This is a genomic window from Cytophaga hutchinsonii ATCC 33406 (assembly GCF_000014145.1).
Taxonomy (GTDB): domain Bacteria; phylum Bacteroidota; class Bacteroidia; order Cytophagales; family Cytophagaceae; genus Cytophaga; species Cytophaga hutchinsonii.
Genome location: NC_008255.1, coordinates 3091238 through 3114160, shown reverse-complemented (window position 1 = coordinate 3114160; position 22923 = coordinate 3091238). Strand labels below are relative to the sequence as shown.

At 38.2% G+C, this 22923-nt stretch carries 24 protein-coding genes; 14 read left to right on the top strand and 10 right to left on the bottom strand.

From position 1 onward, the window contains the following. Positions 1 to 158 precede the first annotated feature (158 nt). Positions 159 to 1589 carry a hypothetical protein gene (locus CHU_RS13270; protein WP_011586089.1) on the top strand — a complete coding sequence of 477 codons (1431 nt, stop codon included), beginning with the start codon at positions 159 to 161 and terminating at the stop codon, positions 1587 to 1589. A gap of 129 nt (positions 1590 to 1718) precedes the next feature. Beyond that, positions 1719 to 2147, top strand: a complete 429-nt coding sequence (locus tag CHU_RS13265) for a hypothetical protein (RefSeq protein WP_011586088.1) — start codon at positions 1719 to 1721, stop codon at positions 2145 to 2147. Between the two features lie 76 nt (positions 2148 to 2223). On the opposite strand, the gene rsgA is transcribed toward CHU_RS13265, so the two are convergent. Both rsgA and CHU_RS13255 read right to left on the bottom strand, forming a co-directional pair. Continuing rightward, complete coding sequence (gene rsgA, locus CHU_RS13260) at positions 2224 to 3147, bottom strand: ribosome small subunit-dependent GTPase A (RefSeq protein WP_011586087.1); 924 nt, start codon at positions 3145 to 3147, stop codon at positions 2224 to 2226. Next, a complete protein-coding gene (locus tag CHU_RS13255) occupies positions 3144 to 4427 on the bottom strand; it encodes a 3-deoxy-D-manno-octulosonic acid transferase (protein WP_011586086.1) in 1284 nt (427 codons plus the stop codon). The genes rsgA and CHU_RS13255 overlap by 4 nt, the downstream gene beginning before the upstream one ends. 86 nt (positions 4428 to 4513) lie before the next feature. Between CHU_RS13255 and CHU_RS13250 the strand changes: the two genes are divergently transcribed. Then, on the top strand, positions 4514 to 5791 hold the full coding sequence (locus CHU_RS13250) for an MFS transporter (protein ID WP_011586085.1): 1278 nt from the start codon (positions 4514 to 4516) through the stop codon (positions 5789 to 5791). Between the two features lie 95 nt (positions 5792 to 5886). Here CHU_RS13250 and CHU_RS13245 read toward each other — a convergent pair whose 3' ends face one another. Beyond that, entirely contained in the window at positions 5887 to 6516 is a 630-nt protein-coding gene (locus tag CHU_RS13245; protein WP_011586084.1) for a peroxiredoxin, read from the bottom strand. 34 nt (positions 6517 to 6550) lie between these two features. Next, positions 6551 to 7018, bottom strand: coding sequence for a Fur family transcriptional regulator (locus CHU_RS13240; protein ID WP_011586083.1), 468 nt, complete (start codon positions 7016 to 7018; stop codon positions 6551 to 6553). A 433-nt stretch (positions 7019 to 7451) separates the two neighbouring features. On the opposite strand from CHU_RS13240, the gene CHU_RS13235 reads away from it, so the two are divergent. Then, a complete protein-coding gene (locus CHU_RS13235; RefSeq protein WP_011586081.1) occupies positions 7452 to 7934 on the top strand; it encodes a low molecular weight protein-tyrosine-phosphatase in 483 nt (160 codons plus the stop codon). 26 nt (positions 7935 to 7960) lie between these two features. Beyond that, complete coding sequence (locus CHU_RS13230) at positions 7961 to 8824, top strand: fructosamine kinase family protein (RefSeq protein ID WP_041932392.1); 864 nt, start codon at positions 7961 to 7963, stop codon at positions 8822 to 8824. Here CHU_RS13230 and CHU_RS13225 read toward each other — a convergent pair. The 4 genes from CHU_RS13225 to yihA form a co-directional block, all read right to left on the bottom strand. Beyond that, positions 8807 to 9115, bottom strand: coding sequence for a hypothetical protein (locus CHU_RS13225; RefSeq protein WP_011586079.1), 309 nt, complete (start codon positions 9113 to 9115; stop codon positions 8807 to 8809). The two genes, CHU_RS13230 and CHU_RS13225, sit on opposite strands and share 18 nt — an antisense overlap. Further along, complete coding sequence (locus CHU_RS13220) at positions 9108 to 9716, bottom strand: DUF5606 family protein (protein WP_011586078.1); 609 nt, start codon at positions 9714 to 9716, stop codon at positions 9108 to 9110. Before CHU_RS13220 ends, CHU_RS13225 begins: the two co-directional genes overlap by 8 nt. A gap of 39 nt (positions 9717 to 9755) precedes the next feature. Beyond that, positions 9756 to 10124 carry an energy transducer TonB gene (locus CHU_RS13215; RefSeq protein ID WP_011586077.1) on the bottom strand — a complete coding sequence of 123 codons (369 nt, stop codon included), beginning with the start codon at positions 10122 to 10124 and terminating at the stop codon, positions 9756 to 9758. Positions 10125 to 10185: 61 nt separating this feature from the next. Next, entirely contained in the window at positions 10186 to 10785 is a 600-nt protein-coding gene (yihA, locus tag CHU_RS13210) for a ribosome biogenesis GTP-binding protein YihA/YsxC (protein ID WP_011586076.1), read from the bottom strand. 196 nt (positions 10786 to 10981) lie between these two features. Here yihA and CHU_RS13205 point away from each other — a divergent pair, with 196 nt between their 5' ends. From CHU_RS13205 to CHU_RS13165, 9 genes are all read left to right on the top strand, one after another. Next, entirely contained in the window at positions 10982 to 13003 is a 2022-nt protein-coding gene (locus CHU_RS13205) for an OmpA family protein (protein ID WP_011586075.1), read from the top strand. A gap of 12 nt (positions 13004 to 13015) precedes the next feature. Continuing rightward, a complete protein-coding gene (locus tag CHU_RS13200; protein ID WP_011586074.1) occupies positions 13016 to 14962 on the top strand; it encodes an OmpA family protein in 1947 nt (648 codons plus the stop codon). A gap of 335 nt (positions 14963 to 15297) precedes the next feature. Beyond that, on the top strand, positions 15298 to 15504 hold the full coding sequence (locus CHU_RS18945; RefSeq protein ID WP_143144015.1) for a hypothetical protein: 207 nt from the start codon (positions 15298 to 15300) through the stop codon (positions 15502 to 15504). Between the two features lie 465 nt (positions 15505 to 15969). Continuing rightward, positions 15970 to 16701, top strand: coding sequence for a bifunctional demethylmenaquinone methyltransferase/2-methoxy-6-polyprenyl-1,4-benzoquinol methylase UbiE (ubiE, locus tag CHU_RS13190; protein WP_011586071.1), 732 nt, complete (start codon positions 15970 to 15972; stop codon positions 16699 to 16701). 24 nt (positions 16702 to 16725) lie between these two features. Continuing rightward, positions 16726 to 17403 (top strand): type IX secretion system protein SprT, encoded by a 678-nt coding sequence (locus CHU_RS13185; RefSeq protein ID WP_011586070.1) that lies wholly within the window; start codon positions 16726 to 16728, stop codon positions 17401 to 17403. Between the two features lie 104 nt (positions 17404 to 17507). Further along, positions 17508 to 18500: a T9SS type A sorting domain-containing protein gene (locus tag CHU_RS13180; protein WP_011586069.1), complete on the top strand. Its 993-nt coding sequence runs from the start codon at positions 17508 to 17510 to the stop codon at positions 18498 to 18500. A gap of 188 nt (positions 18501 to 18688) precedes the next feature. Then, positions 18689 to 20008: a saccharopine dehydrogenase family protein gene (locus CHU_RS13175; protein ID WP_011586068.1), complete on the top strand. Its 1320-nt coding sequence runs from the start codon at positions 18689 to 18691 to the stop codon at positions 20006 to 20008. A gap of 86 nt (positions 20009 to 20094) precedes the next feature. Further along, positions 20095 to 20574, top strand: a complete 480-nt coding sequence (gene rnhA, locus CHU_RS13170; protein ID WP_011586067.1) for a ribonuclease HI — start codon at positions 20095 to 20097, stop codon at positions 20572 to 20574. A gap of 6 nt (positions 20575 to 20580) precedes the next feature. Further along, entirely contained in the window at positions 20581 to 21297 is a 717-nt protein-coding gene (locus tag CHU_RS13165; RefSeq protein ID WP_011586066.1) for a tRNA1(Val) (adenine(37)-N6)-methyltransferase, read from the top strand. A gap of 29 nt (positions 21298 to 21326) precedes the next feature. On the opposite strand, the gene CHU_RS13160 is transcribed toward CHU_RS13165, so the two are convergent. Further along, the gene (locus CHU_RS13160) at positions 21327 to 22367 is read right to left on the bottom strand and encodes an aminotransferase class V-fold PLP-dependent enzyme (RefSeq protein WP_011586065.1); all 1041 of its coding nucleotides are present in this window, start codon (positions 22365 to 22367) and stop codon (positions 21327 to 21329) included. A gap of 2 nt (positions 22368 to 22369) precedes the next feature. After that, on the bottom strand, positions 22370 to 22789 hold the full coding sequence (gene aroQ / locus CHU_RS13155) for a type II 3-dehydroquinate dehydratase (RefSeq protein ID WP_041932754.1): 420 nt from the start codon (positions 22787 to 22789) through the stop codon (positions 22370 to 22372). Positions 22790 to 22923: the final 134 nt, after the last annotated feature.

The following is a 22923-nucleotide window of genomic DNA, read 5'->3' as shown; positions in this document are numbered from 1 at the left end:
CGATAAACAAACGTTCAGTTCGCATTTTACCTGAACGAAGATTCCGTATATATACGGAATCTTCGTATTTATCCCTTCATATAGTATAAAACTTAAAGACAAACACTTTACCTTTGGTCTAACGTGTACTTCTAGCATGTTTTCATACAAACCCTACTATGAAAAAAATACGTATAGCAATCTTGATTCTTCTATCTGCGTTTACTGCAGTTGCACAACAGGATACTATTATACCGCCTGCTAAAAAAGAAATCAAACCTCAGGTTATAAAGCCATTGAGAATAGCATTGAATGAAGATGGCAGTCATTATGTACAATTTACCGGATTGCTTCAGGCTTGGGTCAGATACAATGAAAATAATCCGGGGAGTACAATTAACGGACAAGCTGCAAATGCTGAAAATACCTTTGACGTAGGTTTGAGACGCGTACGTTTTCAGGCTTTTGCGCAATTAACGGATCGTGCATTTTTCTACACACAGGTTGGGCAAAATAGTTTTGGATTTACTTCTGAACGGAAGTTCGGATTGTTTTTAATGGACGCAACAGGTGATTATGAATGTATTAAAAAACATTTATCTATTGGCGCCGGTTTAGGTTCATGGGTTGGGCCGCTTCGTTATTCATCGCTGGCTGTAGCTTCAATAATGGGCATGGATGGAATGATTTATCAGCAGACAACAAATGATCTGAACGATCAGTTTGTACGTCGGATGATGATATATGCCAAAGGTAAAATAGGTAAACTCGATTATCGTGTCAGTATTGCAAAACCATTTCTTGTAAATACAGCAGCAAATAAAAGCGGAACGGGCCAGGCAGGTATCGGAGAGCTGGGAAACATGCAGAATAACGTTGCAACATTTTCTACCAGAAACCCAAATCCTCAGTTGAATACCTACATGGCGTATCAATTCCTGGATCAGGAAGCAAATAAAAATCCCTACATGGCAGGAACCTATCATGGGACAAAAAAAATATTCAATATCGGCGTCGGACTGCAATACCAGAAAGATGCTATGTGGTATAAAGAAGCGAATGCTTCAGCACCAGGCGGAGCAGATACAATAACACATCAATATGTTACACTTGGTATTGACGTAATGTATGGCGCACCACTGAATAAAGAAACCAATACAGCAATCAGTTTTTATGCGGCATATTTATACAGCGATTACGGAAGAAATTATGTGCGTAATCTGGGTGTGATGAATGCAGCGGATGGCGGACAAGCATACAGCGGAAGACCCGGCACGTACACAAGCGGCGGGGGGAGTGCTTTTGCCATGAATGGTACCGGAAGCACCTTCTCTGCACAGCTTGGTTATAAGATGAAAGATAATTTGCTTGGCGAACACGGTACCCTGATGCCGTATGCAATGACACAGGTTTCAGGATTTCAGTTTTTCAACTACAAACCTATGACGGTATTTAATGTGGGTATAAACTGGCTGATGAAAGGACATAACTCTAAAATATCAGTTGATTATCAGAACAGGCCATTCTTTGCACAGGCAACGCTGGCTGATGCTCCTGAACAGACAACGCGCAAGGGAATGTTTGTATTGCAATATCAATTGATGTTTTAACGGAGAAGCGAAGCAGTAATTTTGTATCGTTTTTTTTGAATTTTTACGTACTTTATTCGTTATTTATCGTAACAAGACCTATAGCAGGTATTGGTTCGTTTGAATACGGGACATCTAAATCAGCGCATTATGGTATATAAATTCTTTAGCAAAAAAGAAGGCGAGGTAAAAAACCATTTGGTAGAATACCTTAGACTCTTAAATGCCGATAAACAGGAACGTCCGGCTGAAGTACAAAAGATCATTGATATCGCAGAAAAAAATGGTATGCGCGGAAATGAAATCCGTTCATTGATGACAGATATAAATGCGGATAAAGTTAAGACCCAACCGCAAACCAATGAAGAACGTTTTGATCAGCTGTTTTATTTATTGAACCTTATTCTGAATGATAATTTATTGGATGAAACAGAATTTGATTTTTGTAATGAGATCGGTTTATTGATCGGCTATACACCATCAAAAGTTCCCTTGATTATTAGAGAAATGTACAACGGCATTAAATATGAATTGACCGAAGAGGAGATAAGAGAAAAGGTAACAAACCTTCTGAAATAAAACCAAACCTATAAGGATTAATCAGCTAAAATTTTAATGACACAGATAAAAAAATCCTTACAGGTTTAATAACCCATTAACGATGGGTATCTTTTTCAAAGATAATGCTGCAGTAACTTTCATAACGCGTAGGCGCTATCTTAAATGCTTCTACATATTCTTTCACCCTGCAGCCCGGTTCATTCGTGTGTTTGCAGTTGTGAAAGCGGCACTGGCCCATCAAACTCCGCATCTCCGGGAAATAGTGGGAAAGCACATCGTTTTCAATTTCAAATAAACCCAATTCTTTTATTCCTGGCGTATCAATAACTTTTGAAGTTTCATTCAGGTCATACATCTCAGCAAATGTAGTTGTATGTTTCCCTTTTTGTGAATGGTCGGAAATAATATCTGTTTTTATATCCAGCTGAGGGAATATTTTATTGATCAAGGTAGATTTACCTACGCCTGAATGGCCGGAGACTACAGATATTTTGTTCTGTAATAAAGGCATTAATTCATCCAGACCGTTTTCTTTTTCCATCGATGTAAGAATACATCTATATCCCAGCGGTTCGTATACATCTTTTAAGTATAAATATTCTTCCATCAGTGCTTCATTATACAGATCAGATTTATTGAATACAATAACTGCCGGAATACGGAACGCTTCACAGGAAATTAAAAAGCGATCGATGAAACCAATCGATGTTTTTGGCTGCTTCAAGGTAACAAGTAAAATACTCTGATCAATGTTACAGGCTATCAGATGGCCGAAAGCAGTTTTGTGCGAAGATCTGCGGATGATGTAATTGGTGCGTGGCTCAATGTTAAATATCATTGCTTCAGTTGGTGTAAGCGGATCAATATTCATATCCACGAAATCGCCTACTGAAAGCGGATTGGTAACTTTCAGGTCAAGGTGTTTGAACTTACCGCGAAGGCGGGCATTATAGTATGTGCCATCTTCTGCTTTTACAAGATACCAGGAGCCGGTAGATTTATAAATAATACCTTTCATATAGAAGCCGGGGGTGAAGCTGCAGATACTGCTTGTTTGTCAGCTAGTACAGATAATGTATGCATAATATGATCTGTGGCACCGCATGCCTGAAGCATGGTGCTCTGCAATCCTTTTTTTATGGAATGTCTTAATTCTTCTGAGGTATAAATCATCTCGAAGTGTTTGGTAAATTCTTCTGTTGTTGAAATACTAAAGCCGTAACCCAATGAAATAAGCCAGTAAGCTTCAGGGAATTTTTTATGGTGTGGCCCGAAGAATACAGCAGGGCCAAACACCGCCGGCTCCAGAATATTATGCAGACCGCTTCCGAAAGCGCCGCCAACGTAGGCATAATCCGCATAGGCATAAATAGAAGACAGCATACCGATGTTGTCAATGATTAATACATCTGCAGCCGTATGCGCCTGCTCTTTCAATTTTGAAAACCGGATGGATTTTTTTTGAACCTTCGCTTCAATTTTTTTTATCTCTGCATCGTGAATTTCATGCGGGGCATAAATAATTTTCAACTCCTTTTCAAATGCATTCATAAACGGAATCAATACATCCATGTCTTTATCCCAGCCGCTGCCGATAACAAGCAAGGGAGACTGGGCTTTGAATGCTTCCACTTCCGGTATCTGTATTGTCTTTGATGCAGTCTGCTGTACACGGTCAAAGCGGGTATCACCTGAAACACTCCAGTTAGTAAAATTGATAGACGTTAATAATTCACCGGAAGCATTATCCTGCAGGAAAAAATGTGTGAACGCTTTTAATCGCTGGCGCATAAAGTGCCCGCCTTTTTTGAAGAATAAAAGATTTTCTCTGAACCTTCCGGAAATTAAAAACAAGGAGATGTTTTTGGCTTCAATAGCATCCAGTAAATTCAGCCAGAATTCATACTTAACAATAAAAACCATATCCGGCGCCAGTTCATGGATGAATGTTTGCGCAGACTTTTTTGTATCGGCCGGAAGATAGATTACAAGGTCCGCTTCGGAATAATTTTTCCGGATCTCATACCCCGATGGGGAAAAGAAACTTACGGCAATTTTATAAGCAGGATAGTTCTTTTTAAATGCTTCGATAACGGGACGCGCCTGTTCAAATTCACCTAATGAAGCACAATGAAAAAGTGCAACGGCATTTGAGGTCGTTTTTTTGAAAGCCGCAATTTTAGAAAAGGTCTCGTTTCTGCCTTTTTGAATCAGCTTCGCTTTTTTATTGCCGGATAGGGCAGCAATCCGGATAAGCCAATTATATACATGTATGGAAATGTCGTATGCAACTTTCATAAGTACTGCAAGGTACGAAATTGTAGATGTTTGATAAGCATCCAAGTCTTTTGTATTTTGCGTGGATTTTTAAGAAAAAATAGTGTATGACAACGTTAGATTTGGATAAACAACAGCAACAGGTTGGTAAAGCAATAACAACAACCGTTTTAGTAGCTGCTTTGGGGTATTTTGTAGATGTATACGACCTGGTTTTGTTTTTAATCATTGGTGTTAAAAGTATCAAAGGTATTGGGGTACAGGAGAACATCATCGATGAATTTCAATCGCTGCTTGATATTCAAATGATCGGCATGCTGTTGGGCGGTGTTTTCTGGGGGATTCTGGGAGATAAAAAAGGCCGTTTATCGGTGCTGTTTGGTTCCATTATTATGTATTCGCTGGCAAACATTGCCAATGGTTTTGTAGATGTATTTCACGACAAGGATCAGGCGTTTTTAGCTTATGGTATTTTAAGGTTCATTGCAGGCTTTGGTTTAGCCGGAGAACTTGGAGCAGGTATAACTCTGGTAAGTGAAGTAATGAGTAAGGAAAAGCGGGGATATGGTACTATGATCGTTGCTTCGGTAGGGGTAACAGGGGCAATAGTTGCGGCGCTTGTAGGGAAGTTTTTATCCTGGCAGATCGCTTATTTTATCGGCGGCGGTTTGGGGCTTTCGTTATTGATGCTTCGTATCGGTGTATTTGAATCCGGTATGTTTGAAAAATCAAAAAAAGAAAATGTGCAGCACGGCAACTTCTTCGATTTGTTTAAACACAAAAAGATTCTGCTTAAATATGTATACTGCATTCTGATCGGTTCTCCGATCTGGTTTGTAATCGGTATTTTAATTGGCCGGGCTCCGGAGTTTGCCGGCGAAATGGGCATCAGCAATAATGGCTTACTGGAAAGGGAATACAGCATTATGTTCTGCTATGCCGGTTTGGTTTTCGGAGATATTGCAAGCGGTGCGTTATCGCAAGTGTTAAAAAGCAGAAAAAAAGCATTCTATATTTTTTATCTGTTCTGTATGGGAATGATTTTGGTATATCTGAATCTGTCAGATGTAAGCACAACCATTTATTACGTAATGATTACGCTGCTGGGTTTTTCTGTAGGCTTCTGGGCCATGTTTGTAACGGTAGCATCCGAGCAGTTTGGTACAAACCTGCGTTCAACCACGGCTACTACAGTGCCTAATTTTGTGCGCGGTTCGCTGGTTGTTATTGCTATGTTGTTTGATTATTTGAGAGCTCCGGGAAAATTAGGTGACCTTACGTATGCTGCATTGGTTGTGTCTGCAATCTTATTTGCTATTTCCTTCTGGGCAATTTCACAGCTCCCTGAAACGTTTGGGAAAGACCTGGATTATGTGGAAGAGTAGTACAAAGTACAGAGTATAAAAAAGAGCAGGCACATTATGAAAAAATAAAGAGGGAAGAACTACTGTTCTTCCCTTTTTTTACTCTGTACTTAGTACTAATTCTTAGCTAAGTAATCAGAAACACCTTCAACCGTAGCTTTCATGGCTTCTTTACCTTCGCCCCAGTTTGCAGGACAAACTTCGCCGAATTTTTCAACGTGCTGTAATGCCTCAACCATACGTAATGTCTCATCAATGTTACGGCCCAATGGGAAATCATTCACCGTTTCATGACGGACAATACCTTCTTTGTCAATCAGGAATGTACCTCTGTATGCGATCGGTGCACCAACAAAGATCATTTGACCATTGTCATCAATGTCAAAGTTACCGCCCAATACACCGTAGTTAGTAGCAATTGTTTTTGCTGTATCAGCTACCAACGGATATTTAACACCTTGAATACCGCCTTTGTTTTTAGGCATTGATAACCATGCGAAGTGAGAGTTTTCCGTATCGGTTGAACAGCCAACTACAACTGTATCTTTTGCTTCAAAAGCAGCTAATTTTTCCTGAAAAGCTAAAATTTCAGTCGGGCATACAAATGTGAAATCCTTTGGGTAAAAATAAAATACGACATATTTTTTTCCTAAGTACTGATCTAATGAAAACGCTTCAACAACTTCATATCCGTTTAATACGGCTGGTGCAACAAATGATGGTGCTTTTTTTCCTACTAATGACATATTCGAATTTATTTTATAGTGAATGATTAGTTACTTAGTTGATATCAACTTCTTTATTCAGATTGATTTTCTCTGCTTTAATGTGCAGCTGAAAATCCTGAATAGAGATATTTGTTAATTGTTTTTTATTTAAATATTCCTGAATCAGATCCAGTAATTCTGAATCATGGTAATCCAGTATCTCATCTGTATTTGTCAGGTAAATATGGTGGTGATGATGCGTGTTAAAATCATACTTGCTTTTCCCCCCTTCTGAAGAAACTTTGGCAATGAGTCTGGCTTCTACAAAACTATCCAGTGTATTATAAACAGTTGCTACTGAAATCGAAGGACTGCTTGGGTGTATCAGCGTGTAGACTTCTTCAGCAGAAGGGTGAATAGGCATCTTTTGCAGCGCATCAAAAACTACGATACGCTGATGTGTTGCTTTAAGACCAAACTGGCTTAACTTACCTTTAATTTCCTCTAAAGAAAGGAGAGTATGCTTGGGTTGCTGAATCAAACTTGTTGATAATTATTATTATTTAATAATTAGTTACAAGTATAAAGAATGGTTTCTTTGATTCAAAATTATAAAAAAACAATTTCATGAAAAGTCTTTTGTTAGCGCGCTTGATGAGGTTTTAGCGGATTATTTATAATTTCAGCAAAATAATTATTACTGATTGTTTTATGTGCAATGGTAACAAGATCATGGAAATTGGGTATTGTGTATGTTTTAGCTAAAAAACTTATAAAAATTATTACGTACAACGTCAAAATCTTAACGGAAAATATACTTGAGTTTTTCATTTATGGGGTCAAACGAGTTAACAAGAGTTAATATTTTAATATTTTTAACGTTATTAATTTAAAAAGGATATACTAAATTTTGAATTGTTGAATTTTATTTCCATAAAAATAAATTAATTTGAGCTTAGAATCAATTCATAGAAATGAATAAAATTAATGTACTGTTTGTTTGCTTAGGCAATATATGCAGATCTCCAATGGCAGAGGGTATTTTCAGAAAAATTGTGGAAAAAAATAATCTGCAGGAACACTTTCAAATAGACTCTTCCGGCACCAGCCGCTACCATATTGGTGAACATCCGGATGTGCGTGCTATTCAAACATGCAAAGAAAAAAACATAGTATTGAATCATTTGGGGCAGGAATTTATTGCAGAAGATTTTATGAACCAGGATTATATTATTGCTATGGATGCAAGTAACCTGTCGAACATAAAAGCATTGATGTCGGCAACAAAAATGCGTGCAGAAATATTTCTGATGCGTGATTTCGATTTGCAGCATGCAGGAGCCAATGTACCCGATCCATATTATGGAGGCCAGGAAGGTTTTTATGAAGTTTTTGATATGCTGGAACGTTCATCCTATGAATTATTACACTATATTCGCAGTAAACATTCTATTTAGTGCCTTTCGCACGAACATGTATCCAAATGAATAAAGAAGCCATTGAGTCCTTATTAATCCACGTTATCGGTACGGATGTAATAGTCAATGAAGTACGTCCCATTGGCGGAGGCAATACCAGCAGAGCGTTTGCTGTAAAATCTTCGCAGGGAAATTTCTTTATAAAGACCAATCGCGCAGGTCTGGTAGATATGTTTGAAAAGGAAGTAAAGAACTTAGAATTGTTACGAAAAGTACTTCCTTCAAATACGCCTGAAGTTGTTGGTTACGGAACGATTGATCACGTAAGCTATTTTATTTTAAAATTAATTGAACCGGGGAGAAGAGTAGCTGATTTCTGGTCAGATTTTGGACGCACACTTTCTGAATTGCATAGAGTCACAGGCAATACCTTTGGTCTGGAATACGATAACTATATAGGTTCATTGCCTCAATCAAACAAACAGAACAGTAACTGGGTTGATTTTTTTGTTAATGAACGCATCTGGCCGCAAGCTAAAAAAGCGGAGAAGGTATTGGGAACGGAGATTGTTGGCATGATCAGCAAGCTTTCAGACCGCTTGCCGGACTTGCTTACACAGTCACGGCCAACGTTGCTGCATGGAGATCTGTGGAGCGGCAATTTCACCTTAAACCAGGCCGGAACAGTTTGTCTGGTTGATCCGGCAACCTATTATGGAAACAGGGAAATTGAAATTGCTTTCACTAAACTCTTCGGTGGTTTTGAAGATGAGTTTTATGCAGCTTACAGCGAAGTACTGCCGTTAGATAAAGGTTTTTTTGACACACGTGCAGATATTTATAATCTGTATCCGTTGCTTGTGCATGTGAATTTATTCGGAGGCTGGTATGTTGCCTCTGTGCGCGAAACGTTAAAGCGTTTCGTCTGAGTTCTGAGAATATTTTCTTCTGAAATGCATCTTTTGGATTAAGCGTTCAACCACCAGTTCGCAAAGTTTTTCTGCAACATCTGCGCTATCCGGTACGCCGGAAAAAATTTCCTTGACTCTATTTTCTGATACATCAATCCGGTACAGGCCATTCCATAAGGTGGAAGGATCTTTTTCCAATAAAAAATGAATCTGTTTTTTCAGGTTGGCCTTAAAAAGAGAAACATCCGGAGTATTTGCTTCCGGATGTTCTGGTATTTTAATATCAAATATTTCGATGGAATTATTCACCTTTTGCTTTCGCAGTTTTTTTAGCAGCTGCTTTTTTAGCTGCAGGCTTTTCAGTTGCTTCTTCTGAAACTTCTTTCACTTTTTTAGCAGCAGCCTTCTTCGCAGCAGGCGCAGGAGCTTCAGCTTTTTCTTCTTTAACAGCTTTAACTTTCTCTTCTTTCGCTTCAGCAGGTTTTGCTTCTGTTTTAGGAGCCGCTTCTTTTTTAGCAACTAACAGTTCAGGGAAATTTGCCTGTAAAATTGCATACCAGTTTGCTAATTTTTTAATGTCAGAATGGTACACTTTTTCACGGTCGTATTCCGGAAGGATTGAGCTTAAGAAATTACCTAATTCATCATTGGAAGACTTACCAGTAATTTTAGTATCTGCGCCATACTTAGCATGTATTTTATGCAATACGGATTCTAATGGAACTGAACCATCTTTATCTGTTGTGTAGATAGAGATCTCATTTAAAATAGAAACTCTTTCATTTGCGCCAGCTACAAAACGTTTTTTAGATGGATCGATCGCTTCTAAAATGACACCATTTTTAGTTGGTTTAAGTATTTTAAATAAACCACCTCTACCTGATACTGCTGCTACTTCTCTTAATTCCATTGTATTAAATATTCGAAAATGAATGTTGACTTAAATTATTTATAATTTGAAATATACGGGTATGCTGGTTTGAGATTTAAAACCCGGTGCACGGAATTTCAATAACTTTACTACACGTGCCGCTTCTTCACCGCAACCGCCGCCAATGTTTTTTACAACTGTTACATTGGTCATTGTACCGTCAGCTTCTAATACACCGCCAATGATGCATTCTCCCTGAATTCTGTTTCTTTTTGCTACGGCCGGATACAAAACATGTGAATTAATAAATTCATACATAGCTGTTTGGCCTCCTTCATAATATTGAGCTGCCGGAACAACTTTAGTAGGAGCTGTTTGTGCCTGAATTTCTTTATAAGAAATAAAAGCAACCAGGCTGATAGCTAGAACAAATAGGAACTGTTTCATACTCTATAATCGATTACGGTTTAGTTTACAATGATATGAAAAAACGTTGTAATTATTGTGTTTAATTTGCAATCTGTTTGTTGATTTCGTCTATGTAGGTTAACAGTTCTTCTGTACCTTTCCCGGATTCAGAAGAAGTTAAAAACATTTTAGGTAATTCTTCCCAATTTTCACTTAAAACTTTTGTCCAGCTTGCCAGAATCTTATTGGTTTGGGTAAGAGACTGTTTATCAATTTTAGTAAAGATTAAACTGAACGGGATACCATTGCTCGCCAGCCAGGTAATCTGCTCCAGATCAGATTTCATTGGCTCATGCCGCGAATCTACCAATAAGAATACGGTGGTAAGGTTCGTACGGTTTTTCAGATAATCATGTACCATGCGGCCCCATTTGATTCTGCTGGATTGGCTCGCTTTGGCAAATCCATACCCCGGTAAATCGGCCAGAATCCACGTTTCCTCAATGGTAAACAGGTTGATCAATTGTGTTTTACCAGGTTTGGAAGAGGTCATAGCCAGATTCTTAACTCCTGTCAACGAATTGATTAACGATGATTTACCCACATTTGAGCGCCCAATAAATGCATATTCAGGTTTCGTTATTTCAGGACATTTTTGATAATCATCATAACTACTGATGAATTTTGCATTCATTTTCATGGTATTGTTTTACTATTTGGGCATACAATTTACTAAAATTATGCCATACCTTTCATTTATTGAATTTTTATTCATTTTAAGAATTGCATCTGCTAAATAAACTTTTTTCTAAAAATTGTATTAATCAAACGTAACGTTTACATTTAAGTTTGTGTTATAGTAGAAATGTAGATTATTTCTAGAAATTTTAAATCGTATGAAGTCAGTTAACTATAGATTATTATTTTCTAAAAGTATTTTTTTAGGTATATTTTTTCTAAACATCGTTTTTGCACAGGCTCAAAATGAAAAAAAATATATAAAGGAAGGCGATGCTGCGGCTGCAAGCGGAGATAGTAAAACTGCGTTAAACCAATATTTACAGGCATATAAGTTAAATCAGACAAATGCGAGTCTGAATTATAAAATCGGTGTACAATACCTCAAATCCGAATATCCGCACAAATGCCTTTCTTACTTCGAAAGTGCTTATAAATTAGATCCTAAAGTTGATAAAGATATTTTGTTTAACCTGGGTGTTGCCTATCAGGAAAATCACCGGTTTGATGAAGCCGCAGATTATTTCACGAAATACCGCGCAACATTAGATCCTTCCAATCCTTTTTTAAAGAAAATAGACCGCAGGCTGTACGAATGCGCCAACGGGAAAGAATTTATGGAAAAGCCGGTAGATGTCAAAATCCAATCGGTTAGCAGCGTTGTTAATTCACCTTACTCTGATTTTGCTCCGGTTATTTCTGCCGATGAAAAAGTAATGATCTTTACATCCAGAAGACCAGGAAGTACAGGTGGTTCCTTTGATGAAAACGGACAGTACTATGAAGACATTTATATTTCCAAGAAAATAGCCGGACAATGGGGTGCGCCACAGAATATAGGCAGCAACATTAACACAGAATTTCACGATGCCAGTATTGCATTGTCTGCAGATGGTTCTGAACTTTTTATTTATAAGGATGACAATGCCGGAGATATTTATTATTGCAAGCAGCGTGCAGACGGTTCCTGGTCAAAACCATTACCCATCGAAGGTTCTGTAAACAGCCGTACCTACAGAGAAAATGCTGCTGCTGTTTCTCCTGATGGAAATACATTGTTTTTTGCCAGTAACCGCGAAGGGGGATATGGCAAACTCGATTTGTATATGGTTAAAATGAATGATAAAGGTTTCTGGGGAAAACCGATCAATCTTGGCCCGACAATTAATACTGAAGTGGATGATGAAAGTCCTTTTATGGATTTTGATGGTATGACGTTATACTTTTCTTCCAGAGCGCATAAGGGTATGGGAGGTCTTGATATATTTAAGACGTATTATGATTCAACCAAAGGAGATTGGACAGAGCCGATAAACATGGGATATCCGATTAACTCAGCAGATGATGATATTAACTTTGTATTGTCAGGTGATGGGGGACACGGATATTACGCGTCAGCGAAAGATGATGGGGTAGGTGAAAAAGATATTTATATGATCAGCATGCCTCCGAGAGAAGACCGGACGAAGTTGATTGAAAAAATGAAAGCCATGCATTTAGATGCACCGATCGCTGATGTAGTGCCGGCTCCAACTGTTGCCGCCGTACTTCTTCCGATAACAATCAAAGGTGTGGTAAAAGATGCTGAAACCGGTAAGCCTATGCAAACGGTTGTTCAGTTAACGGATGAAAACGGCAAATTGATTGCAGAAAAAAATGTTGGTCCGGATGGCTTATATTCATTTACAGTAAAGAATGAAGCAGCTACAAGTTATACCCTCTCAACAGAGAAAGAAGAATTTGGCTTTATCAATAAAACATTTTCTGTACCCGGAGAAAAAACAAGCAGCCAGGAGATTACGCAAAACCTGGCACTGAAAAAACTAGCTGTTGGTAATGTGTATGTATTGCGAAATATTTACTTTGATTTTGATAAGGCAACGTTAAAGTCTGCATCAAATAAAGAACTAAATAATTTATTGCAGTTACTAAAACAAAATCCGGAAATGGAAATTGAAATTTCCGGGCACACAGACAGCAAAGGTTCTGACGAATATAACAGGGTATTGTCGAGAAAGCGTGCACAGGCTGTAGTGAACTGGCTTGTTTCAAAAGGGATTTCAAAAAACCGATTGAAATTTGAAGGATATGGTGAATCAAGACCTTTGGCTTCTAATGACGATGAGCTGGAAGGACGTGAATTGAACAGAAGAACTGAATTTAAGATATTAAAAAAATAATTAAACCTGAATATGAACACGTATAAGAAGATTTTTTATTTCAGTACGATTTTGTTTTTTTATTCAGGTTTTAGTTACGCACAAAACATCAATCTGTTGCTCCGCAAAGGCAACACCTGTTACAGAAAAGGACAGTATAAAAATGCTGCTCCTTATTATGATCAGGTACTGAAAACGGACCCTGAAAATATACAGGCACTTTATAAAAGCGGTGTTTGTAATTTATTCCGCTATTCAAAAGAACAGGCATTAATCAATTTCGAAAAGGTTTTACAAAAAGATTCTTCCTACGATAAATATCTTTATTATTGGCTGGGCAGGGCAAATCAATTGAATTTCAATTTTGATCAGGCAGATTTTTTTTATACTGCTTTTCAGCAGAAAACATCAAAAAACAAAATTCAATACAAGGAAGCTGATCGATATAAATATCAACTGAAATGCGCGCGCAATTTTGTAGCCAATCCTGCAAATTACAAGATCCAGAATTTAGGTGCTGCGGTTAATTCAAGCTTTTCAGATCACAGTCCTGTTGTTTCATATACGGATACCCTATTATTCTTTACTTCCCGCAGGGTAACAAATACAGAAGCAAAAGAAGAACACGATGGTGAACCGTTCGAGGATATTTTTTATTCCTATAGAAATTCAACAGGCGAATGGAGCAAACCTGAACTGTTCCATTTGAACACAAGCGGACACGATGCTACCATTCAGCTGTTTGATAATGATACTAAAATTTTTATCTACAGTTATTTACACGATGGAGATATTTTACTGGCTCATAAAAATGCCGGAACATGGAGTACGCCTGTGCCTGTAAAGGAAATTAATTCGGCAGATTTTGAATCCGATGCTTTTATGACCGCAGATGGGAAAACACTCTACTACGCTACCAATCATTTTAAAAAGAATGGTGATCTGGATATTTGTTTCATTACGAAAAAGGACGATAACACCTGGAGCAAACCGCAGACCTTGTCTTCACTAATCAATACAGATGAAGATGAAGACGCCCCGTATATTTCTGCAGATGGTAAAACCATGTACTTCAGTTCAAGAGGACATACATCTATGGGCGGGTATGATATTTTTAAATCAGAACTGGATTCAGTAACAGGTCAGTGGCAAAAACCTGTAAACCTTGGTTATCCTGTCAATACACCCGATGAAGATTTATACTTCTGCTTGTCTGCTAAAACAAAGCGTGCATTTATGTCATCTTACAGAACCGGCGGTTTTGGAGAAAAAGATATTTACGAAATAATACCGGTTAAAAATATTCAGCTGCTTGGCTCCGTAATGAAAGGCGATACCAGCACGCCGTTTCCAAATGTTACCATGCAGTACATACCCATGGCAGGCGCCATGAAGGGAGCTCAAAAAACTCAGGTAAATACACTGGCCGATGGAACATATACAACAGAATTATTATCCGATAATGCTTATCTGGTTTACATCAGTCAAGGCAAGGATACGTTGTTGAAAGATACATTGGTTTTACCGCTCAATGAGTTTGATCATTATGTGTATAAACAACTCTACATACTGAATATCCACGACACGGCAGCGGTTAAAGATTCTGTCATTCATAAAGTAACAGATACAATTAAAACGATTGCTGCAGCAGAAATTGCCAAGACCGTTTATTTTGAAAGCAACCGTGCAGATCTTAATGCTGAAGCAAAAACAGAATTGAATCAGCTGGGGATTTATCTGGATACACATAAAGAAGCAAACGTATATATCTCAGGCCACGCAGATGCATTAGGTTCAGCGGCAATCAATAACGCACTTTCTCAGAAAAGAGCACAGGCAGCGGCTGTTTATTTAAAAGCGAAAGGTATTTCTGCCGCACGTATCAAAGTGGAATCGTTTGGCTCTGAAAAACCTGTTGAAACGAATGCTACAGTTGAGGGACGCGCTAAAAATAGACGGGTACAGATTGTAGTGAAATAACCATCCGTCAGACCGTTTTTTTGGCGGTCCGACGGATGGTTGGTAAGAATGAATGATAATATTACATCGATCGAATTGTTTTTGCTGTTCTGAGTAAGGGAAAGGATATAATTTTAAATATTAATGAATTGACTAAAGAGTAGCCGTCAAACGGGCTTTACATCAGCAGCGAGGGACAGCCGTTAGTAAAGTAATCATGAATATTTTTATAAATAAATTTTTAATGTATCGCTATGATTTTTTTACCGGGTGAATTTTATCACGTGTACAATCGTGGAAATAATAAACAACTGATTTTTCTTGAAAATGATAATTACATTTATTTTTTACAGAAAATGAAAAAGGAAATTGCCGCTATAGCAGATATCGCAGCATATTGCCTGATGCCTAATCATTATCATATTATTCTTTATGTAAGAGAAGATACCGATGAAAATAAAAGCAAGATCTTATCACGGAAATTAGGAACACTCCAAAGTTCTTATGCACAAGGTATGAATAAGAGATATGGTACAGTGGATCTTTATTTCAACAAAAAATGAAAAGCAAATTATTAAATAAAAGCATCGGGCAAGCAGTTACCTGTTTTCATTACATTCATCAGAATCCGTTAAAGCAAGATTAGTAGATCATATGCAAGATTGGGAGTATTCTTCATTTAAGGAATATTTGAGTAGAACATTTCCAGACTTGATTAATAATAAAATATCGTATGATCTGTTGGCAATACCGGAAACAAAAGAATTGTTTTTGAAAGAATCTTTGGGAGTCATTAATTTTGATGAAGGATATTGATTAGCGAACACTATCGGTCAGACCGATAGTGTTCATCTCAGTCCATCCGTCTGACCGCCCAAAAAGCGGTCGGACGGATGGACGTTAGCGATCAGACGGCTTTTTTGCCGTCCGATCGCTAACGTAAAAGCAGGAACAGTAGTAATGCTTTTTTGCCGCCATACCTCCGTCTAATATTAGAAACTACTACATTTCTTTGTACATTTGCACATATGTCAGCAACAGTTAAGCCCTATCAGGAAATGGAAAGTGGTAAACGTGAGCAGGTAGAGCTTATGTTTAACAACATTTCCCCCAAATATGATTTATTAAACCGTGTATTGAGTTTAGGTATCGATAAGATCTGGCGCAAACAAGCCTTAAACTTATTAAAACAAGACAAACCTGCACATATACTGGATGTTGCTACAGGCACGGCAGACCTGGCTATAGAGGCTGCAACACGTTTAAAACCAACATCTGTTGTAGGGATTGACATTGCAGAAGATATGCTGCAGATAGGCAGAGGTAAAATTGCTAAAAAAAATCTGGACAAAATTATCCGTCTGGAAAAAGGGGATTCAGAAAAAATCAACTTCCCGGACAATACTTTTGATGCTGTAATCGTTTCTTTTGGAGTACGCAATTTTGAACACTTAGAAATCGGTTTAGCAGAAATACACAGAGTGTTAAAACCAGCTGGAAGTATCATGGTTCTGGAGTTCTCAAAACCACAAAATGCACCGTTCAAACAGGTATATCAATTCTATTTTAAGAACATCCTTCCAACGGTGGGTAAACTTATTTCTAAAGATTCAGCCGCGTACACCTATTTACCCGATTCGGTAAATGCCTTTCCCGATGGAAAAGCATTTTGCAGCATTCTGGAAAAAACAGGTTTTACCATCAAGCATTACAAACCCTATACATTTGGTGTTTGTACAGCATATGTTGGAAAAAAATAATCAATAGCATTTGTAAACGTATTCATGAAATCGGTATCTCTTTTCATTTTATCTCTATGTATTGTGCTGAAAGTACAGGCGCAAGACCCAAGGTGGACAAACCTGCCCTTTTATGATGATAAAGCATTGCACTATGGTTTTACATTAGGTATAAACGGTTCCGGCTTTCAGAATAAAGTTTCTAAAAGTTATTTTAGTGATACGGTAACAAGTGTTTCCCCTGTCTACACACCAGGTTTTTCCTTAGGCTTTATTGTAAATATGCGCCTGCACGATCATTTCGATTTGAGACTGCTTCCTACGGTGGGTTTTTACAGCAGAAGCATTCAATATGATTTCATAAAGACTTCTGAAATACAGACCATTGAATCTACTTTTGTAGAGTTTCCCTTGCTGTTAAAATACAAATCGCAGCGAAGAAATAATTCAAGGCTTTATGTAACCGGTGGTTTTAAAGCGTCTATTGAAGCCGGCGCAAAGAAAAAACAACGGAAGTCAACAGATCTGCGGACAAATGGGTTTGATTTGTGCCTGGATATGGGAGTAGGGATGGATATTTATTGCCCGTTATTTAAGTTCTCTCCTGAAATACGCTATTCACATGGCTTATTAAATCTCTTAAATAATGACCCAAATGTCTATAGTTCAAGTTTATCACGCCTGTCTTCTAATACGATTTCATTATTTTTCAACTTTGAATAAAAAATGTGGAATATTATTGATAGAAAAGTGGATTATAGACAGAAAATTTTTATATTTGAAATAGGATTGACAACAATTAAATAAACAAATAAATTCAAACTAGTATGAAAAAAGTTTTACTTTCTTTATCAATGCTTGCAGCTGTAATGACTGCTAGCGCACAAAATCAAATTGTACTTTGGAATTCAACTACTGGTACTTCTGCTATTACTGGTGTACCGTACAATTTTGGTGTTCCTGATTCTGATCCGAACGATCCGAACGTAGCTAATCCTCCAGCTATAAACGGTGGATTGTTTGTTGATACAGTTACTGTTGGCGGTGTTCAAACAATCACAGCAACAGGTTCTCGTTCAGCACAAGTTGCTGGTGTTGGTGGATATTATGTTGGTGGTTTTGGTGGTGGTTCATACAGCGAACCAGAAGTTGGTCAGCCATGGGGAACAAACGTTACTGGTTCAGGCGGATCTTTAGCTAATTATTTCTTCAATATTAAAATTAAAAGTGCTAGCCCTGGTCCAATCATTAAAGTTCAATTAGAATCTAAAGATTCAGCTAACGTTCAGGGTTATATTATTAACCGTGCAACAGGAACTCCAGGTGGAAACTATGAAACAATCAGCATTCCATTGTCTGCTTTCAGCAACACAATTGGTGCTTATGGAGATCCAATCAACAAAGCAGGTCACTATATGACTGCAGCTTTTGCTGATTCTCTTTTCAAAATTGGATTCTCAGTAAATAACGCTGGGTTAAACAACGGTGCTGGATCAGTAACTTTCTCTATAACTGATATATGGATTAGCAAAGACAAAACTGGTATTGTTACTTCTACAACTTCTGCAGCGGCTAACATTGAATCTACAAAAGTATTCCCTAACCCGGCTACTGAAGCTTTCACAGCTGAAGTTTCTTTGAAAAACAATTCAAACGTAACAATCATCTTATCTGACATGATGGGTAAGCAAATTGCTACTAAATCTGCTGCTAACGGTTCTGCTGCATTCGAAACAGCTTCTTTAGCTAAAGGTATGTATACTGTTACGTACGTTTTAGATGGTACGCCTGCTAAAACTGAATTAGTAGTTGTTAAGTAATTAACCGCTCTATAATAGTATTAAAACCCTGATCTAACGGTCAGGGTTTTTTTTTGATTATTTTTTATTGTTGAAGAATCCTTTTTACAGAATGTGTGTGTGATCCATGTATTCAGATACATTTCAATCTTACAGGCAAAACGATTAAATTTTTAAAACGTACAATATAAAACTTTCTATCTTTAAGTATGCAACAAATCCTTATTCTCGGTGTTGGCCGCTCCACCTATTATCTGTTAAAATATCTGCACGATGTGTTGATTCCGGCAGGTATTCGGGTAAAAGCAATTGATCTTCAGCAAGCACTGATTGATAACCGCCAGCAGGAATTTCCAGCCATACATTTTATGCAGTCTGAAATCAATCCGCAATCTATTGCAACATGTATCCGGGACACTGATCTGGTTGTATCTATGCTGCCGCCTGCTTTTCACTTGATGGTTGCAGAGTTGTGTATACAGCAGAACAAACATTTTTTTACGGCATCGTATGTAAGCCCGGAAATAAAAGCATTACATGAAGAGGCTAAAAAGCGCGACCTGCTTTTTTTAATGGAATGCGGCCTTGATCCGGGCATTGATCACATGTCTGCGCTTTCACTTATTGATACACTTAAATCAGGAGGTGCAGCTATTACATCGTTTGAGTCTTTTACAGGAGGCCTTGTACATCCGTCTTATACAAATCCGCCCTGGAACTATAAAGTGTCCTGGAACCCTCGTAATGTGGTCCTGGCCGGACAGGGAAATCCTGCACAATATCTGAAAGATGGAACGATCCAGTCTGTTCCATACAACAAGTTATTTATGCAACCCTCTTCCTGGAAACTTTCCGGAGAGCAAATATATGAAGGCTATCCGAACCGTGATTCGCTGAACTACCGCAGTTTATATGCGTTAGAGCAGGCCGGAACGTTTGTGCGCGGTACATTACGGTATCCCGGTTATTGTTTTGGCTGGAATTGCCTTATTCAGCTGGGCCTTACAGACGATACCAACATGCTGCCGGAAGATCCTGCACGCACGGGAAGATCTTTTCTTAAAAACATGTTGTCTGTTGACGATGCCGTATTAGAGAAAGAGTTACCGGGCCGGTGTGCAAACAATGCAGATGCGCTGAAATACATTCAGGCACTTGGGCTATTTAACGAAACCCCTATCTATACGGGCGCTGGTACAGCTGCACAGATTCTTCAAACCATTATTGAACAGAAATGGAAGATGCTGCCCGCAGATAAAGACCGGATTGTCATGATTCACCGGATCAAATACAACGCAGACGGAAAAAAACATGTCATACAAAGCAGTCTGGTTGTTGATGGGGAAGATGCAGAACGCACAGCTATGGCAAAGACAGTGGGTTTACCGCTTGCCATTGCGATCGACTTATTTCTGCACAATCGTATTTCATTGCGCGGAGTTGTAATACCTGTTACAAAAGAATTATACGGTCCTATCTTACAAAAGCTTACAGCCTTTGGAGTTGTATTTAACGAGCGCAATGAATAATCCTGAAATTGTACAGACACTTCTGAATACATAAAAAACGAATTACACGTACACTTTTAACTCTGCACTTTTCTTACCTTCGTACCATGATTACTCTTTATACAGATGGTTCATCGCGCGGCAATCCTGGTCCGGGAGGTTTTGGTGTAGTATTATTATATAAGCAGCACCGCAAAGAAATCAGCGGAGGCTTTCGTATGACCACAAATAACCGTATGGAGCTTCTGGCTGTAATTACCGGGCTGGAAGCATTAAAAGATCCGGGGCATGACGTGCTGATCTACTCAGACTCTAAATATGTGATTGATTCGGTAGAAAAAGGCTGGCTGATGGGTTGGGTAAAAAAGAATTTTAAAGATAAAAAAAACGAAGACTTATGGAGACGTTATTTATATGTTTCAAGTAAACATAAAATACGGTTTCAATGGGTACGGGGTCATGCGGGTAATATAGAAAATGAACGCTGCGATGTACTTGCCACGCAGGCTGCAGATGGCCCCAACAAGCAGATTGATTTTGGTTATGAAACAGAAAATGGTATGTTGAATAAAAATCATTTGTCTTAGTCCGGCATGTCAAATTCCTGGTTTCAATTCAAACAGTTTACAGTACAGCAGGATAAGACCGCTATGAAAGTCTGTACCGATTCCTGTGTATTTGGTGCTACGGTTCCGGTAACTACTTCAACATATACTATTTTAGATATTGGTACAGGCACCGGATTGTTGGCGCTGATGCTGGCGCAACGCAGCAATGCGGATATTGATGCGGTAGAATTGAACAAAGATGCGGCACAGCAGGCAACAGATAATTTTTTTAACAGTCCGTGGAATGAGCGATTACATGTACATACGTGTTCTATTCAGGATTATTTTAAATTCACTACTAAACAATACGATCTGATTGTCTGTAATCCGCCATTTTTTTCGGCATCACTAAAGACAGGCAATACGTCAAAAGACATGGCTTTACATCAGTCACATTTACTGATTGATGAATTAATACAGGTTGTCAGCTTTATGTTAAAGCAGTCTGGCGATGCGTATTTACTGATCAGTATCTACGAAGAAGTTAATTTTTTTCAGGCTGCCAATCGGGTAGGTTTGAACGTGAAACGTTTTCAGGAAATGTATGATAACGAAACAAAATTAATTCGCTACGTGCTGCATCTGAGGAAAGATACGGAACACATGGATCATGAAACACAAAATTTTATTATAAGGAGTGCCGACAAACAGTACACCGCGCAGTTTGTCGAAGTGTTAAGAGCTTTTTATCTTAACCTATAAGGTTTTTAAAAACTTTATAGGTTAAATAATTAAATAACCAGCAGCAGCTTTTTAAAATCTTCATCCGTATGTGCCGGGAAATTTGCAAGCCGTATGGTGTTTTCTTTCCAGACACCATAACCGCTACCAATAATAATATCCTGTGCCTTTAATGATTTTTTTACTTGCTTGATATATTCTTCATCACCTTTTAATGTCAATACCGTAGCGGATTGTACGCTTTTTTCAATTATGAGCGGCTGTAACGATGGATGAGAAGAAAAATGATTGTATAAATAATTCATGCGTTCATTACGGTTGAAAAATTCAGTGACATCGATTTCTTTTAGCCGTTGAGCTAATAAATAAATACCCAAAATATTAGGTGTATGTGTTGTTTGAAAAGACGCGCCGTTTTCAACAATACGTTTCAGCGAATTGTAGTGAATATCTTTGCTCCTGAATTCAACCGTGTGTTGTGCGGTAGGGGACAGAATTAATATGCCCAAGCCGGAAGGTAATCCAAAACATTTTTGTACAGATGCAAACCAAATGTCTGCATGTTCCCAGGTAACGGAAAGGCCTGCCAATGCTGAGGTTGCATCAACAGCGATCAATGCGTCTGAAAATGTTTCACGCACGGCTGCCTGAATATCTTTTGATAAAAATGTTCCGTTAGAAGTTTCTACTAACGTAGTACAAACAATTTCTGCAGCAGTATCGGGATTGATTTCTGTTACCGGAAGTTCTCCATGAATGTCAAAAACAACAGACGTATGTTCAACTTCCAGTTGTTTGGAAACTTCCATCCATTTTTTGCCAAACGAACCGTTGTACAAATGCAGGAAAGAACGGTTCGGAAATGATTGTGCAAGAATTGTCCAGCATTCCGTTGCAGCGGATGTGAAATAGACTTTATAATCTTTGGGCAGATCATAAAACTGTTCAAAATTTTCCTGGACCTGTTGATACAACTGCATAAAATCCATACTTCTGTGATTCATGCTCAGTATGCCGGATGTTATTGCTTGCTGCAGGTGCAGGTCAATATTTGCGTGCAGTTTGGAAGGACCGGGATAAAAATTTAACATGTTTATAACGTTGAAAAGTGATGTACAGCTAACGCATAGCTTTTCATTCCAAAGCCGGTAATAATACCCATACAATTTTTAGCCATCAGGCTTTTATGGCGGTATTCTTCGCGTGCATATACATTGGAAATATGAACTTCGATCACAGGTGTTTTAATACCTGCTACAGCGTCGGCAATAGCAATAGATGTATGTGTGTAGGCACCTGCATTAAAAACAATACCGTCGTAATCAAAACCAACTTCGTGTAATTTATTTACCAGTTCACCTTCAACATTGGATTGGAAATACGAAAATGAAATAGCCGGATAGGCTTTTTTCAGATCGTTGTAAATATCTTCTGCTGATGCAGCACCGTATATACCCGGCTCTCTTTTACCAAGCAGATTTAAATTCGGGCCGTTGAGTATAAGTATTTTCATGGTACAAATATAAGCCATTAAAAGTGTATAGTGCAAAGTGTATAGTGTAAAGTCATAGGGCAGACCACATAATCAACCTCGGGGATGGTTAAGCATAACAGTTAAACGTTACACTCTAAACGTTACACTTAAGT